The organism is Edaphosphingomonas fennica (assembly GCF_003034225.1).
Lineage (GTDB): Bacteria > Pseudomonadota > Alphaproteobacteria > Sphingomonadales > Sphingomonadaceae > Sphingomonas_E > Sphingomonas_E fennica.
Window position 1 is genome coordinate 34,364 of record NZ_PHHF01000027.1, and the last position, 15,131, is coordinate 49,494.

13 protein-coding genes are annotated in these 15,131 nt (G+C 69.6%); all 13 read right to left on the reverse strand.

The window, feature by feature from the left end:
- Window positions 1-34 precede the first annotated feature (34 nt).
- On the reverse strand, window positions 35-1,042 hold the full coding sequence (gene nagZ, locus CV103_RS06650) for a beta-N-acetylhexosaminidase (RefSeq protein ID WP_107394394.1): 1,008 nt from the start codon (window positions 1,040-1,042) through the stop codon (window positions 35-37).
- Between the two features lie 63 nt (window positions 1,043-1,105).
- Window positions 1,106-1,927: an SPOR domain-containing protein gene (locus CV103_RS06655; protein ID WP_107394395.1), complete on the reverse strand. Its 822-nt coding sequence runs from the start codon at window positions 1,925-1,927 to the stop codon at window positions 1,106-1,108.
- On the reverse strand, window positions 1,927-3,654 hold the full coding sequence (gene argS / locus CV103_RS06660; protein WP_107394396.1) for an arginine--tRNA ligase: 1,728 nt from the start codon (window positions 3,652-3,654) through the stop codon (window positions 1,927-1,929). The genes CV103_RS06655 and argS overlap by 1 nt, the downstream gene beginning before the upstream one ends.
- Window positions 3,655-3,750: 96 nt before the next feature.
- The gene (locus CV103_RS06665) at window positions 3,751-4,917 is read right to left on the reverse strand and encodes a deoxyguanosinetriphosphate triphosphohydrolase (RefSeq protein ID WP_107394414.1); all 1,167 of its coding nucleotides are present in this window, start codon (window positions 4,915-4,917) and stop codon (window positions 3,751-3,753) included.
- A 45-nt stretch (window positions 4,918-4,962) separates the two neighbouring features.
- Window positions 4,963-6,480: an SPOR domain-containing protein gene (locus CV103_RS06670; RefSeq protein WP_245896692.1), complete on the reverse strand. Its 1,518-nt coding sequence runs from the start codon at window positions 6,478-6,480 to the stop codon at window positions 4,963-4,965.
- A 182-nt stretch (window positions 6,481-6,662) separates the two neighbouring features.
- Window positions 6,663-8,147, reverse strand: a complete 1,485-nt coding sequence (gene ftsZ, locus CV103_RS06675) for a cell division protein FtsZ (protein ID WP_107394398.1) — start codon at window positions 8,145-8,147, stop codon at window positions 6,663-6,665.
- Window positions 8,148-8,265: 118 nt separating this feature from the next.
- Window positions 8,266-9,531 carry a cell division protein FtsA gene (ftsA, locus tag CV103_RS06680; RefSeq protein ID WP_107394399.1) on the reverse strand — a complete coding sequence of 422 codons (1,266 nt, stop codon included), beginning with the start codon at window positions 9,529-9,531 and terminating at the stop codon, window positions 8,266-8,268.
- 43 nt (window positions 9,532-9,574) lie between these two features.
- On the reverse strand, window positions 9,575-10,564 hold the full coding sequence (locus CV103_RS06685) for a cell division protein FtsQ/DivIB (protein ID WP_107394400.1): 990 nt from the start codon (window positions 10,562-10,564) through the stop codon (window positions 9,575-9,577).
- Window positions 10,561-11,484, reverse strand: a complete 924-nt coding sequence (locus CV103_RS06690) for a D-alanine--D-alanine ligase (protein ID WP_015457848.1) — start codon at window positions 11,482-11,484, stop codon at window positions 10,561-10,563. Before CV103_RS06690 ends, CV103_RS06685 begins: the two co-directional genes overlap by 4 nt.
- The gene (gene murB / locus CV103_RS06695) at window positions 11,481-12,395 is read right to left on the reverse strand and encodes a UDP-N-acetylmuramate dehydrogenase (RefSeq protein ID WP_211314361.1); all 915 of its coding nucleotides are present in this window, start codon (window positions 12,393-12,395) and stop codon (window positions 11,481-11,483) included. The genes CV103_RS06690 and murB overlap by 4 nt, the downstream gene beginning before the upstream one ends.
- Entirely contained in the window at window positions 12,392-12,583 is a 192-nt protein-coding gene (locus CV103_RS06700) for a hypothetical protein (RefSeq protein ID WP_015457850.1), read from the reverse strand. The genes murB and CV103_RS06700 overlap by 4 nt, the downstream gene beginning before the upstream one ends.
- Window positions 12,583-13,995 carry a UDP-N-acetylmuramate--L-alanine ligase gene (gene murC, locus CV103_RS06705; RefSeq protein WP_015457851.1) on the reverse strand — a complete coding sequence of 471 codons (1,413 nt, stop codon included), beginning with the start codon at window positions 13,993-13,995 and terminating at the stop codon, window positions 12,583-12,585. Before murC ends, CV103_RS06700 begins: the two co-directional genes overlap by 1 nt.
- Window positions 13,992-15,110: an undecaprenyldiphospho-muramoylpentapeptide beta-N-acetylglucosaminyltransferase gene (gene murG, locus CV103_RS06710; protein WP_051128807.1), complete on the reverse strand. Its 1,119-nt coding sequence runs from the start codon at window positions 15,108-15,110 to the stop codon at window positions 13,992-13,994. The genes murC and murG overlap by 4 nt, the downstream gene beginning before the upstream one ends.
- Between the last annotated feature and the right edge of the window lie 21 nt (window positions 15,111-15,131).

Consider the following 15,131-nt stretch of genomic DNA (forward strand, 5'->3'; position numbering starts at 1 on the left):
GGGGCGCCATCATTGTTCGGACGGCAAGCCCCCGTCAGGCATAGGCCAGCAGGGCATCCCGCTTCGCGACCAGATCGGCGAAGGCGATATCCGGCCCCCGCCCGGCGACGGTCGCCATGGCCCGGTCGAGGCGCGCGCGCGCGTCATCCGCGATCGCGCCGACGGCGCCCGCCACGGCCCTCATCTCCGCCATGTCGCCCGAACAATGGAGCGCGATGTCGCAGCCCGCCGCCAGCACGCCGGCCGCGCGTTCCCCGAAATCGCCGGACAGCGCGTGCATGCCGAGATCGTCCGACATCAGCAGCCCATCGAAGCCGATGCGGCCGCGAATGACATCGCCGATCACCCTGGCCGAGAGGCTGGCGCATTCCTGCGCATCCCACGCCGTGTAGACGACATGGGCGGTCATCCCCATTGGCGCGCCGTTGAGCGCGATGAAGGGCGCGAGATCGCTTTCCAGTTCCTCCGCCGAAGCGGTGACGACCGGCAATTCGACATGGCTGTCGGCCATCGCCCGGCCGTGACCGGGGATATGCTTGACGACGCCGACCACGCCGGCCGCCTGCATCCCTTCCAGCACCGCACGGCCCAGCGCGGCGACGCGCAGCGGTTCGGCACCCAGCGCGCGATCGCCGATGATGTCATGCGCATCCGGCTGGCGGACGTCGAGCAGCGGCAGGCAGTTCACGTTGATGCCGGCTTCATGCAGCATCGTCGCGATGGCCTGCGCATTCGCCTTCGCCGCCTCGATCGCGGAAGCCGGCGCCACATCGTAGAGCCGATCGAAGACCTCGGCCCGCGGGAAGGCCGGCCAGACCGGCGGCTGCATCCGCGCCACGCGCCCGCCTTCCTGATCGATCAGGATCGGCACGTCCGCGCGGCCCGAAACGGCGCGCAGGGCATCGGTGAGCGCGCGAAGCTGCGCCGCATCCTCGATATTGCGGCGGAACAGGATGAAGCCCGCCGGATCGACATCGGCGAAGAAGGCGCGTTCCTCATCCGAAAGAACAGGGCCGGCGAGGCCGAGGATGAGAGGGGTCATGCTTGTGCCTGTCGATCGAATGAGGGGGAATGGAGGCCGGCGGCGCGGCCGGCCCCGATCGGATCACACCTGGTTGCAGGGTTTTCCGGCGGCCTTGATCGCCTTGCAGGCTTCGCGCGCACCGATGCCGCTGGCCCGCAGGCGATAAAGCGTCTTGCCGCCGACCTCGACCGTGGTGATCGAGCGGCTGAGCTTGCCCAGTTCCGGGAACTGCCTGGCGAGCCGCCCCCATTCGCCGGACGCGATCGCTTCGGAATTGAACGCGCCGAGCTGGATGGTGCCGCCGCCCATCGCCGGCTTCGCGGCCGGGGCGGGCGTAGGCAGCAGATTGGCGGGCGCATGGGCCGGCGCCGTTTCGGCAACGGCTTTGGCCGGTGCGGGCGCCGGCTTTGCCGGGGCGGGCGCAGGAGCGGCCGGCTTGGGCGTGCCCGGCGTCACTTCCGCCTTCGCCACCTGCGACGGCGGCAGGGTGACGGTGGGCACCGGCGCCACATCCATGCCGGCGGAAACGCCCGCGACGGGGGCTTCCGGCCGGGCATTGGGGTTGATCTGGGAATCGATCACCTGGCCTTCGCTGGCGGCATAAGCGGCGTCGCCTTCCCCGGCGACGGCCATGCCGTTGGCGGAGGCGCCTTCGGCCGGCACCTTGTAATCGCCTTCCGGCGCGGCGATCAGCTCGCCCGAGCCGGCGCTCTTGTCCCTGTCGCGCATCCAGAAGATGCCGCCGACCAGCAGGCCGATGAACACCAGCGCCGCGATCACGGCCCCGATCAGCTTGGCCGTGCCGACGCCGCCATGATCGTCCTCATCCTCGACCGCCTCCAGCCAGGGCAGGCGATCCTCATCCGCGACACCGAAGCGTCCCCGCTCAACAGCATCCGTCATCAATGCATCTCCTCGGCCGCGGCGACCCCCATGACGGCCAGGCCGTTGCGGATAATCTGCCCGATCGCATCGGCAAGGGCCAGACGCGCCGCCGTGGTTTCGGCATCATCCACCAGCAAAAAGCGACGGGACGGATCGTCATTGCCCCGGTTCCACAGCGCGTGGAAGGCGGCGGCGAGATCGTAGAGGTAGAAGGCGACGCGATGCGGCTCGTGATTCGCCGCCGCCCCTTCGATCAGGCGCGGGAACTGCGCGGCGAGCTTGACCAGCGCCAGTTCCTCCCCATCCAGCCGGCCGAGATCGGCGGCCGGCAGCGCCAGCCCCGCCTCCGCCAGCCGGCGGTGGAGCGAATGGACCCGCGCGTGCGCATATTGCACGTAGAAGACGGGATTGTCCTTCGACGCTTCGACCACCTTGGCGAAATCGAAGTCCATCTGCGCATCGGCCTTGCGGGTGAGCATGGTGAAGCGGACCACATCCTTGCCCACCTCGCGCACCACGTCCGCCAGGGTGACGAAGCTGCCCGAACGCTTGGACATCTTCACCGGCTCGCCGCCGCGCAGCAGCCGGACCATCTGCACCAGCTTGATATCCAGCGGCACCTTGCCGCCGGTCAGCGCCTTCACCGCCGCCTGGATGCGCTTGACGGTGCCGGCATGGTCGGCGCCCCAGATGTCTATGAGCTGGTCCGCCGTCTCCGCCTTCTGGGCGTGATAGGCAAGGTCGGTGCCGAAATAGGTGAGGCTGCCGTCGGCCTTCATCACCGGCCGGTCGCTGTCGTCACCGAAGGCGGTGGCGCGGAACAGCGTCATCTCCACCGGTTCCCAATCCTCGGGCACCTCGCCCTTGGGCGCTTCCAGCACGCCTTCGTAAACGAGGCCCTCGGCGCGCAGCTTGTCGAGCGCGGCCTTGACCCGGCCGTCCTTCTGCACCTTGGCTTCGGAGGCGAACACGTCGTGATGGATGCCGAGCAGCGCCAGATCGGCGCGGATCAGGTCCATCATCGCCGCGACCGTCTTTTCCCGGAACAGCACCAGCCATTCGCCTTCGGGGGCGCGGGCGTAGCAATCGCCGAACTCGGTGGCCAGCTTCTCGCCGATCGGGATCAGATAGTCACCGGGATAGAGGCCCTCGGGGATGGTGATCCCCTGCTCGCCCAGCGCCTGCCGGTAACGCAGGTGCGCGGAGCGGGCGAGCGTCTCCACCTGGCTGCCGGCATCGTTGATATAATATTCGCGGGTGACGGCGTAGCCGGCATATTCCAGCAGGCTCGCCAGCGCATCGCCCACCACCGCGCCCCGGCAATGGCCCATGTGCATCGGCCCCGTCGGATTGGCGGAGACATATTCGACATTGACGCGCTCGCCCTTGCCGATCGTCGAGCGGCCGTAATCGGCGCCGCCCGCCAGGATCGCGGCCAGCTCCTCACGCCAGCTTTCCTCGGTGAGGCGGACGTTGATGAAGCCGGGGCCGGCCACTTCGGCGGACGCGATCTCCGGCAGGCGCGCGAGCTTGGGCGCGATCAGCGAGGCGAGCTCGCGCGGGTTCTTGCCGGCGGGCTTGGCCAGCACCATCGCGGCGTTGGTGGCGAGATCGCCATGCGCGGGATCGCGCGGCGGCTCGACCGTGACGTTCCGTCGATCGAGCCCGGCCGGCAGGTCGCCCGCCTGGGCGAGGTCGTCGAGGATCTGGCCGATGCGATCGGCGAAACGGGCGTAAAGGGTCACGGGCGAATATCCGGCAAACAGGGTAAACCGCGCGGCCTTAGCGCGGGACGGCGGCGAATTGAAGCGGGAAGCCGGAAAGCATGCGCCTTGGCGCGATCAGAGGCCTTCCGGCATCTCCACCGGACCCACCACTTCGCGATGGCGGGCCACGGCGTAGCGATCCGTCATCCCCGCGATGAAATCGGCGATGTGGCGGGTGCGCGCGGGCTCGGCCTCGGGCAGCGTCTCGCGCCAATGGTCGGGCAGCAGCTTCGGGTCCGCGCGATAGGCGGCGGCCAGCCCGGCAACGATCCGCCCCGCCTCCGCCGCGACATGGAGCTGGCTGGGATGATGATAGAGCCGGGCATACATGAAGCGCTTGAAGGCGCGCTCGTCCTCCGCCATCGCGTCGGAAAAGCCCACGATCGGCCGGCCGGCGGCGCGCACGGCCTCCACGCTGCCCGGCGCGATATCGGCCAGCCGGACGCGGGTGGCATCGAGCAGGTCCGTCACCATCCGGCCGATCTGCTCGCGGATCAGCTCCGCGATCAGGCGCCCGCGCGGCGCGTGGGGATGGCGTGCCACGACCCGCGCCCAGCCCGGCGCCACCAGCGGCTGCGCGATCACATCGTCGAGCGCGATCAGCCCGGCGCGCAGGCCATCGTCGATATCGTGATTGTCATAGGCGATGTCGTCCGCGATCGCCGCCACCTGCGCCTCCAGCGAAGCGAAGGTGGAAAGATCGAGCGGGAAAGCCGCGTCCGCCTCCACCATCGCCCAGGTCGGCGCCGCCACCGGGCCGTTATGCTTGGCCAGCCCCTCCAGCGTCTCCCACGAGAGGTTGAGGCCGTCCCAGCCGGGATAGGGCGTTTCCAGCCGGGTCAGGATACGCAGCGTATGGGCGTTGTGATCGAAGCCTCCGGCGTCCGCGGTGGCGGCCTTGAGCGCGTCCTCCCCCGAATGGCCGAAGGGCGGATGGCCGATATCGTGCGCGAGGCAGAGCGCCTCGGTGAGATCCTCGTTCAGGCCCAGCGCGCGGGCGATGGTGCGGCCGATCTGCGCGACTTCCAGGCTGTGGGTGAGGCGCACGCGAAAATGATCGCCGTCGGGCGCCACGAACACCTGCGTCTTGTGGCGGAGCCGGCGGAAGGCGATCGAATGGATGATCCGATCGCGGTCGCGCTGGAAAGCATCGCGCGGCCCTCGCGCCTCGCCGCCGGCCTCGGCATGAGCGCGGCCACGGCTGCGGGCGGGATCGGAAGCATAGGGTGCGAGGCGGGACATGCGCGGGCCCATGCCGGGCATGGGCCGACAAGTCCAGCCCGGTGCCTATTTCCCGCCGAGCGGCTCCACCGGCACGCCGGCGCGCGACGTGAACTGGATCGTCGACATGCCTTCCTTGGCGAGCTGGTTGACGAATGCCTGCGCCTCGCCATCGGTCTTGAACGGGCCCACCAGCAGCCGGTTCGACATCCGCCAGGATGAAACCCAGGGGGAACGACCGCCGAAGGCTTTGGGCTTGTCTGCCTTCAGCTTCGCCCAGACCTTGGGAAGATCGGCCTTGTTCTTGCCGGATGCCACCTGCACCCAATAGCGTTCCGGGTTGGCCGCCTTCAGCTTCGCCTCGGCCTTCGCCTTGGCATCGGCCTTCGCTTTTTCCTCCGCCCTGGCCTTGGCGTCGGCCTTGGCCTTCGCATCTGCCTTCGCCTTGGCGTCCGCTTTCGCCTTTGCGGCGGCATCCGCCTTGCGCTTGGCGGCAGCATCGGCATCCGCCTTCGCCTTGGCCCGCGCGGCGGCGACTTCCGGGTCGGTCGAAGCCAGTTCCGCCTCGGGGCCACGCGGCGCGGACATCCGCGTCGGCGGCGTAACGGCAATCGCACTCGCAGTCTTCGAAGCATCGCCGTCGTCGCGGCGGGCCGGCTCCGCCGTGCCACCCAGCGGCTTGCCCGACGGGATTAGGCCGGCATCGGCGCGCGGGGCGGGCGTAACGGCGGCCGCGCGAGGCTGGCCCGCCGGTTTCGCCAGCACCGCATCGGCATACATTTCCGCATCGCTGTAACGGCGGCCATCGGAGGGAAGTCGGCCGAAATGCACGGCGAGCGCCTTCTGCGGCGGCTTGAGCTGCGGCAGGCGGCCCAGGAACGCGCCCATCGCGGCGGCTTGCGGCCCCGGCATCGCGGCATCGGCGATGCGCTGGGCGCCAGCCTTGTCGCCGCCGAGCGCGAGGACGAAGGCGCGGGTGCGATAGGCCGAGCGATCGCCCTTGCGCACCAGCGGATCGATCATGGTGAGCGCGCCCTGCTTGTCCCCCGATATCGCCATGGAGAGGGCCAGGCGGTTGAGGATTTCGGGATCGTCGCTGTTGCGGAGCGCCAGCGTGTAATCGGCCTGCGCCTTGCGGTTGTCACCGCGCAGATCATAGGCAAGGCCGCGATCGCCGGCGATCTCCGCCTCCGGCACGCCCAGCGCCGTCGCCTCGTCGAACAGCTTCAACGCCGCGCGCGGCTGTTCCATCTGGACGAGGGCGGATGCCAGGCCCGCCTTCACCCGGCCATTGCGCGGCTGGATCTCCTCGGCCCGGGCGAAGAAGCTCAAGGCCGATTCCGGATCGCCCACCATCAGCGCGGCGCGGCCGGCCCCGGTCAAGGCATTGAAGTCGCGCGGGTTGGACGCCAGCATGCGCAGATAGCGGCTCAGCGATTCCGCCGGATCGCCGGGCGCGATCAACGGCGGCAGGGCGCTTGCCTGATAGAAAGCCGCCGCCGGCATCGGCGCCGCGACCAGCATGGCAAAGGGGGCGGTGCAGGCCAGCAGGCGGCGGGCGATCGACGGAAAGGCGAGTGACATGGTGCACGCCATAGAGGCCGCCGGCCGCACTTTCGCAAGGGATTCGTGGGGGCCGCGCGCCGATCCGGTGGCGGGCGGCGGCAGGCCGGCGCCGCCTGCCCGCGGCGCCGAAAGCCATGCCCAAAGACAAGGGGGCCGGCCACCCCAAGGCAGCCGGCCCCCGTCCATGCGATGATCGCCGGTTACTGGTTGTTCTGGCGGTTCAGGAAGCGCGGCACATCGGCGCCGCGCCCTTCCTCGTCCACCTGCGCCTTGGCGGCGCCGCGGGCGATGTTGGACATGCGTTCGAACAGCGTCGCCCCTTCACGGGCGCGCGGCGCGGGCGCGGGTGCCGGGGCTTCCGCAGCCGGCGTCAGCCATGGGCGGGCCGAGCCGGTTTCCGCATCGCGCGGCGGCAGCGGGTTGCCCGCGACCGGCGGCGTCAGCGTCTCGTTGAGCAGCAGCTCGTCCGTCGCGGGCGGCACGATGTCGTTGGCCGACAGGTCGAGCGCATCGGCCGGCGCCTGGACGGGCGGCTCGAGCCGGATTTCCGGCTGCGGCGCCACGGCGGCGGGCGGCGCGACCGGGGCAGGCTGCACCGGTGCCGCCTGCTGGGCCTGAGGCGCCGGCTGCTGCGCCTGGGGCGCGGGCGTCTGGGCGGGCGCTTCCTTGCGCGCGGCCGGGAAGGTGAAGAGCTTGGCCGGCTCCGGCACGGCGGCGGCTTCCGCTTCGATGCCGGTGGCGACCACGGACACGCGGATCTTGCCTTCCAGATCGTTGTTGAAGGCCGAACCCCAGATGATGTTGGCGTCCGGGTCCACCAGCTCCTTGATGTGGTTGGCGGCCTCGTCGACCTCCATCAGGCGCATGTCCTCGCCGCCGACGATCGAGATGATGACGCCCTTGGCGCCCTTCATCGACACGCCGTCCAGCAGCGGGTTGGCGATCGCCTTTTCGGCGGCCTCGATCGCGCGGTTGTCGCCCGAGGCTTCGCCCGTGCCCATCATCGCCTTGCCCATCTCGCCCATCACGGAACGGACGTCGGCGAAGTCGAGGTTGATGAGGCCGGGCATCACCATCAGATCGGTGATCGAGCGGACGCCCTGCTGGAGCACCTCGTCCGCCATCTTGAACGCTTCCTTGAAGGTCGTGTTCGGGTTGGCGACGAGGAAGAGGTTCTGATTGGGGATGACGATCAGCGTGTCGACGTGCTTCTGCAGTTCCTCGATGCCCGCATCGGCGGACTTGGAGCGGCGGTTGCCTTCGAAGCTGAACGGCTTGGTGACGACGCCGACCGTCAGGATGCCCTTGTCGCGCGCGAGCTTGGCGATCACCGGCGCGGCCCCGGTGCCGGTGCCGCCGCCCATGCCGGCGGTGATGAAGCACATGTGCGCGCCGTCGAGCGCGGCATCGACCAGCTCGAGCGCTTCCTCGGCCGCGGCACGGCCGATTTCGGGGCGCGCGCCCGCGCCGAGGCCCTGGGTGATCTTGAGGCCGAGCTGGATGCGCCGTTCCGCCGCCGAGGCATTGAGCGCCTGCGCATCGGTGTTGGCGACGATGAAATCCACGCCCTGGACATCGGAATTGATCATGTTGGCGATGGCATTGCCGCCGGCGCCGCCCACCCCGATCACGCTGATACGGGGCCGCAACTCATCCACTTCCGGCCGCATGAACTCGATCGTCATAACCTCAACTCCGCTGTGCCGCGCGCATCCGACGCGCCCCCGAACAAGAATCTAACATCACCTGATTCGCCGACGCACGCGAAAAGTTATGTTCCCTGCGTAATTCGGCGATATTTTCTCAATAACCATTGCGAAAAGCGGCGATCATCCGCTGGATCATGCCGGCCCCATGCACGCGATGGACCGTCTGGGTGGCGGGCGCCATCGCGCGCAGGTCGATCGGATCGGACGCCGCATAGTGGATCAGCCCCGCAAGCGTGGCGAAGGCCGGGCCGCTATGCGCCTCGGGCAGGCCCGAAAGCCCGCGCGGCTTGCCGACGCGCACCGACTGGCCGAGCAGGCCCTGCGCATAATCCGCAATCCCCTTCATCTCCGCGCCGCCGCCGGTGAGCACGATCTGGCGGCTGACCGGGCCGGTGAAACCCAGCGCCTTCAGGGTCGCGCCGATCTCCCCCATCCAGCGTTCGAGCTGCTGGCGGATGATCGCGATCAACTGCGCGCGGGTGATCCGCATCGGATCGCTCCCGTCCTGCGTGCCGGCCACCGGCACCACATCGATCATGTCGTGGTTGTCCCGTGGGCTCGTCATCGCCGATCCGTAAAAGGTCTTCAACCGTTCCGCGTCGAAGCGACGGGTGCCGAGCGCCGAGGCGATATTGTCCGTGATGTCGGCCGCGCCCATCGGCAGCGAGGCGAGGCCCACCAGCATGCCGCCGGCGAAAAGCGAGACGTTGGTGACGCCCGCCCCCATCTCCACCAGCGCGACGCCGAGGTCGCGCTCCTCCTCCGACAGCACCGCCATGCCGGCGGCGATCGGCGAGGCGACGATCGATTTCACGGCGAGATGCGCGGAACGGACGCAGAGATCGACATTGCGGACGGGCGAGGCCTCGGCCGCGACGACGTGGATGTCCACGCCCAGCCTGTCGGCATGAAGGCCCAGCGGCGTGCGCGTGCCCTTGAGGCCATCCAGCGTATAGAGGGTCGGCTGGGCATGCAGCACCATGCGGCCTTCGGGATCGATCGCGTTGCGGCCGGCATTCAGGAGGGCATCGATATCCTGCTGCTCGATCCGGTGGCCGCCGAGATCGACCTCCACGGCCGCCAGCTTGCTGACCAGCCCGCCGGCCGAAAAGCTGACCCACACATCCTCGATATTGGTGCGGGCGACGCGCTCGGCCTGCTCCACCGCCTCGCGGATCGCGGCCTCGGTGCGCTCCATGTCCGCCACATAGCCGTGGCGGACGCCCTTGCTTTCGCGCTGGCCGGTGCCGAGCACGCGGATCTCGCCGCCGCCGTCCGTCACCTCGGCGATCAGCGCGCAGACCTTCGAGGAACCGATGTCCAGCGCGGTGATCAGATTGTCGCTGCGAGCCTGCGCCATGATCGTCTTGTCCCCCTGAAAACCGTTCCCTGAATCCCTGCCCTCAAATGCTTCGCGCGTCGGCCGCCGCCGTGGAGGCCGGTGGCCGTTCCTCGCCATTGTCCGTGGCCGGGCGGACGCTGGCGGATGCCTGGTCCGCGGCCGGGCGCGCCGCCGGCCGCACGATGATGCGGCCGGGATTGCGCATGTCGAACCGCAGCATGCCCTGGCCCAGCAGCCGCATCGTCCTATCCCGCTCGGCGAATTCGGCGAGCGCGGCGCGCGCCTGCCCCTCGCCTTCGGGCAGCGACAGCGTCTCGCCCGAACGGAAGCGGATGTCCCAGCGGCGGTCGCCTACCCAGGTCGCGCCGTCCAGCATGGGCTTCAGCTGCGGCGAGGATGCCAGCAGCCGATCCAGCGCGGCGACCTGATAATTGGCGTTGGGGCCGATCAGGATCGGCAGGTCGGGCAGCGGCGTGCCGGCCAGGCGAAGCTGCGCGATCACCCGGCCATCGGCATCGATCAGGTGCAGCCGCTGGCGGTGCTGCCAGATGGCGGCGGGCTCCCGCTCGACGATGTCGATCACCAGCGTATCGGGCAGGCGGCGCGACACGCGCGCATCCTTCACCCAGCCCTGCTGGAGCAGGCGGCCGCGTATCTCCGCCAGATCGACCAGCGGCATCGCCAGTTCCTGCGCGGAGAAGGCGGCATCCTCCACCGGGCCGCGATCCATCCGGTCGATGCCGGTGATCTCCACCTTCTTGACCGCGAAGCCGGCCCGGCCGACAGCCTCTCCGGCAGCCGTGCCGACCATCTGCGGCAACCGCATCGCCCACACGCCCGCGGCGACGCCGCCGATCAACAGGGCCACCAGCGCATAATTGGCGACCTTGCGCGCAATGGCGACGACCGGCGGGGGCAGCGAGGCGAACGGGCTGCGCGCGGGCGCCTTCTTGCGCGCGCGCGCCTTGGCGGGCGGACGACGGCGCGGCTGGGCGCCGCGACGGATCATCGCGCGCCCCTGTCCTCCATCCATCGTCCCGCTGCGGCTCATAGCGCCTCCTCGACGATCCGCTGCACCAGATCGGCATAGCTCATGCCGATATGGCGCGCCTGTTCCGGCACCAGGCTGAGCGGGGTCATGCCCGGCTGGGTGTTCACTTCCAGCAGATAGAGCCCCGCCTCGCCGCGTTCGTCATCCCAGCGGAAATCGGACCGCGACGTGCCCTTGCAGCCGAGCAGCTTATGCGCCCGGAGCGCCATGTCCATCGCCGCTTCGGCGATATCGGCGGGGATGTCCGCCGGGCAGACATGCTCGGTCAGCCCGTCGGTATATTTGGCGTCATAGTCGTAGAAGCCGTTCCTGGGCCGAAGCTCGGTCACGGCCAGCGCCTCGTCCCCCAGCACCGCGACCGTAAGCTCGCGCCCCTTGATGAAGGGTTCGGCCAGCAGATGATCGAAATGCCTCCACGGCCCCTCGCTGCCGGGGGCGATGGGATTGCCGTAATTGCCTTCCGCCATGACGATGGCGACGCCGACCGACGAGCCTTCGTTCACCGGCTTCAGCACATAGGGGCGCGGCAGCGGATCGCCGGCATAAAGGCTTTCGGACGAAACGATCACGCCTTCCGGCATGCGGATGCCATGGGGCACCAGCTCGTTCTTGGTGAGCTGCTTGTCGATCGCGATCACCGACGTGGCGAGGCCGCTATGGGTATATTTCAGGCCCATGATGTCGAGCAGGCCCTGCACGGTGCCGTCCTCGCCCGGCGTGCCGTGCAGCGCGTTGAACACGACATCGGGCTTCGCCGCGTGCAGGCGCAGCGCGACATCGCGATCCATATCGATGCGGGTGACGCGATGGCCGAGCGATTCCAGCGCATCGGCGACGCCCGCGCCGGAGGTGAGCGACACCTCCCGCTCGGCGGACCAGCCGCCCATCAGCACGGCGACGTGGAGGGGCTTCACGCTCATCCGGCCGTCCCCACCCGCTGAATTTCCCATTCCAGGACGATGCCCGAATGCGCCTTCACCTTTTCCCGCACCTCTTCGCCCAGCCCTTCGATATCGGCGGACGTCGCCTCGCCGAGATTGAGGAGGAAGTTGCAATGCTTTTCCGAAACCTGCGCGTCGCCGCGCCGCAGCCCCCGGCAGCCGGCGGCATCGACCAGCGCCCAGGCCTTGTGCCCCGGCGGGTTCTTGAAGGTCGATCCGCCCGTCTTCGAACGGAGCGGCTGGGAAGCCTCGCGCTCGGCGGCGATGCGGTCCATCTCGCGCTGGATCGCGTCGGGATCGGCGGACTGGCCCCGGAAGGTGGCGGAAACGACGATCGCGCCTTCCGGCAGATCGCTGTGGCGATAGGTGTAGCCGAGGTCGGCGAGCGCCAGCGTCTTCCGCTCCCCGGACCGGAGCACCACCTCGCACTCGACGAGGATGTCCTTCACCTCGCGGCCATAGGCGCCGCCGTTCATCCGCACGAAACCGCCGACCGTGCCGGGGATGGAGCGCAGGAACTCGATCCCGCCGATCCCCGCATCGCGGGCGCTGGAGGAAACGAGGATGCCCGAAGCGCCGCCGCCGCAGCGCAGCGTCGTCGCATCGACCCGGTCGACCTTCGCGAAGGCCTTGCCCAGGCGCACGACCACGCCCGGCACGCCGCCGTCGCGCACGATCATGTTCGATCCCAGGCCCAGGCCCATCACCGAAACGGCGGGATCGAGATCGCGCAGGAAGGCGGCCAGATCGTCCGCGTCGGCCGGCTCGAACAGCCATTGCGCATTGCCACCCGCCTTGAACCAGACGAGCGGAGCCAGCGGCGCATCGGCCGTGAGGCGGCCGCGCACGGTGGGCATGGCGATGGTCGTGGCGGCGGGGGCGGCGATCATTTCAGCCCCCAGAGGCGGAACCAGCTCTTCCAGGCGCGGGCGCCGGCTTCCGCCGCGTCGGCCATCGCCTTCTGCGCCGCCACCATGTCGCCCCCGGCCTCGACCGCCTTCTGCGCGGCGGCAAGCTGGGAACGCTGCAGCTTCACCATCTCGGCCTGAAAGTCGATCCAGGCGCTGAACGGTTCCATCAGCCCGCCTTTCGCGCCGTGGCGATGCCGTCCGCCAGGCCGGCCGCCCATTTGGTGATGTCGCCCGCGCCCAGGCAGACGATCATGTCGTCCGGCCGGGCGACGACGGCCAGCTCCGCCGCGAGCGCGGAGGCATCGGCGATCTCCTGCGCCGCACGGTGGCCGCGCGTCTTCAGGCCCTTCACCAGCGCCGCCGCGTCGACGCCCTCGATCGGCTGCTCGCCGGCGGCATAGACCGGGGCGACATAGACGATGTCGGCATCGTTGAAGGCGGACTGGAACTCCTCCATCAGATCGCGGAGCCGCGTGAAGCGGTGCGGTTGGACGACCGCGATCACCCGGCCCTGCACGCCTTCGCGCGCGGCCGAAAGCACGGCGCGTATCTCCACGGGATGATGGCCGTAATCGTCGATCACGCTGATGCCGTCGACCTCGCCCACCTTGGTGAAGCGGCGCTTGACCCCGCCGAACTTGGCGAAGCCGGTGCGGATCACGTCGTCGGGCACGCCCAGCTCGATCGCCACGCCGATCGCGGCCAGCGCGTTCTGCACATTGTGGCGGCCGGGCATCGGCAGCTCGATCCCCTCGATCGAACGGGTCGTGCCGTCGCGGTTGCGGATGATCGCCTCGAAGCGGTTGCCGCCGGGGATCGGCGTCACGTTCACGCCGCGCACGTCCGCCTGGGCGGAGAAGCCGTAGGTCACGACGCGGCGATCGCGCACGCGCGGGATGATCGCCTGCACCTCGGGATGATCGAGGCACAGCAGGGCCGCGCCGTAGAACGGCACATTCTCGACGAATTCGACGAAGGCGTCCTTCACCGCATCGAAGGAGCCATAATGATCGAGATGCTCGGGATCGATGTTGGTGACGACCGCGACCGTGCCGTCGAGCCGGAGGAAGCTGCCGTCGCTCTCGTCCGCCTCCACCACCATCCAGTCCGACGCACCGAGCCGGGCGTTGGAGCCGTAGCTGTTGATGATCCCGCCGTTGATGACGGTGGGATCGACGCCGCCCGCATCGAGCAGAGCCGCCACCATCGAGGTCGTCGTCGTCTTGCCGTGTGTGCCCGCTACCGCGACGGTAGACTTGAGCCGCATCAGTTCCGCCAGCATCTCCGCCCGGCGGACGACGGGGACGCGGCGTTCCAGCGCCAGCTCCACCTCCGGATTGCCGCGCTTGATCGCGGTGGAGGTGACGACGACGGCGGCATCGCCCAGATTTTCCGCCTTGTGGCCGATGGCGACGGGGATGCCGCGCTGCCGCAGCCCTTCGACGACATAGCCTTCCGCCACGTCGGAGCCCTGCACCTTGTAGCCGAGATTATGCATCACCTCGGCGATGCCGGACATGCCGATCCCGCCGATGCCGATGAAATGGATAGTGCCGATATCGGTGGCGACGCCCTTCACGCAACTGTCTCCCGGCCGCCCACATGCGGCGAAGTTTCGGCCGGGTCCACCGGCCCCGAATGGTTGATGTTCCCCTCTCCCAACCCCTCGACCAGATCGGCGAGCGCGCTGGCCGCATCCGGCCGGCCGCAGGCCCACGCGCGGCGGGCGGCATTCTGGAGCGAGCCCGGCTCCAGCGCCAGCTTCTGCATCTGCTTGGCCAGCTCCACCGCGGTGAAACGCGGCTGCGGGATCGAACGCGCACCGCCGGCCTCGTGCAGCTCGCGGGCGTTGGCGGTCTGGTGGTCGTCCGTGGCCGAAGGCAGCGGGATCAGGATGGCGGGGCGGCCGGCGACGGTAAGCTCGGCGATCGTCGAGGCGCCCGCGCGCGCGATCACGAGATGCGACCAGGCCAGCCTGTCCGGCATGTCGGGCAGATAGGTGGCGAGATCGGCGGGGATGCCGAGCGCCGCATAGCGCGCGCGCACGTCCTCGATATCCTCGGGCCGGCATTGCTGCGTCACCTGGATGCGGCGGCGGAAATTGAGCGGCAGCAGGCCCAGCCCCTCGGGCACCACCTGCGACAGCACCGTCGCGCCCTGGCTGCCGCCCGTCACCAGCACCCGGAAGATGCCGTCCTCCGTCAGCGGCGGGAAAGGCTGGTCGCGCAGCGCCCGCACCTCCTCGCGCACGGGGTTGCCGATCAGGTGCACCTTGTCCTGATATTTCGCCTTCAGCCGATCGACATGGGGATAGGCCGTGGCGATGGCATCCACCTTGCGCGCGAGCAGCCGGTTGACCCGGCCGAGCACGGCATTCTGTTCGTGGATGGCGGTGGGGATGCGGTCCTTGAACGCGGCCAGCATCGCCGGCAGCGCGGGATAGCCGCCGAAGCCGACCACGGCGGAAGGCTGGAAGGTTTCGTAGAGCCGCCGCGCCATTTCCCGCCCGGCCAGGATCGATCGGCCGGCGCGCAGCCAGCCCATCGGCCCGCCGGCAACGCGGCCCGCCGGCAGCACATGCGTCTGCACGCCCTGGAACAGGCCGGGGATGCGCGCGCCCCGCTCATCGGTGACGAGCGCCACCCGGTGCCCGCGCCGCATCAGCTCCGCTGCCAGCGCATGGGCGGGAATCATATGGCCGCCGGTGCCCCCGGC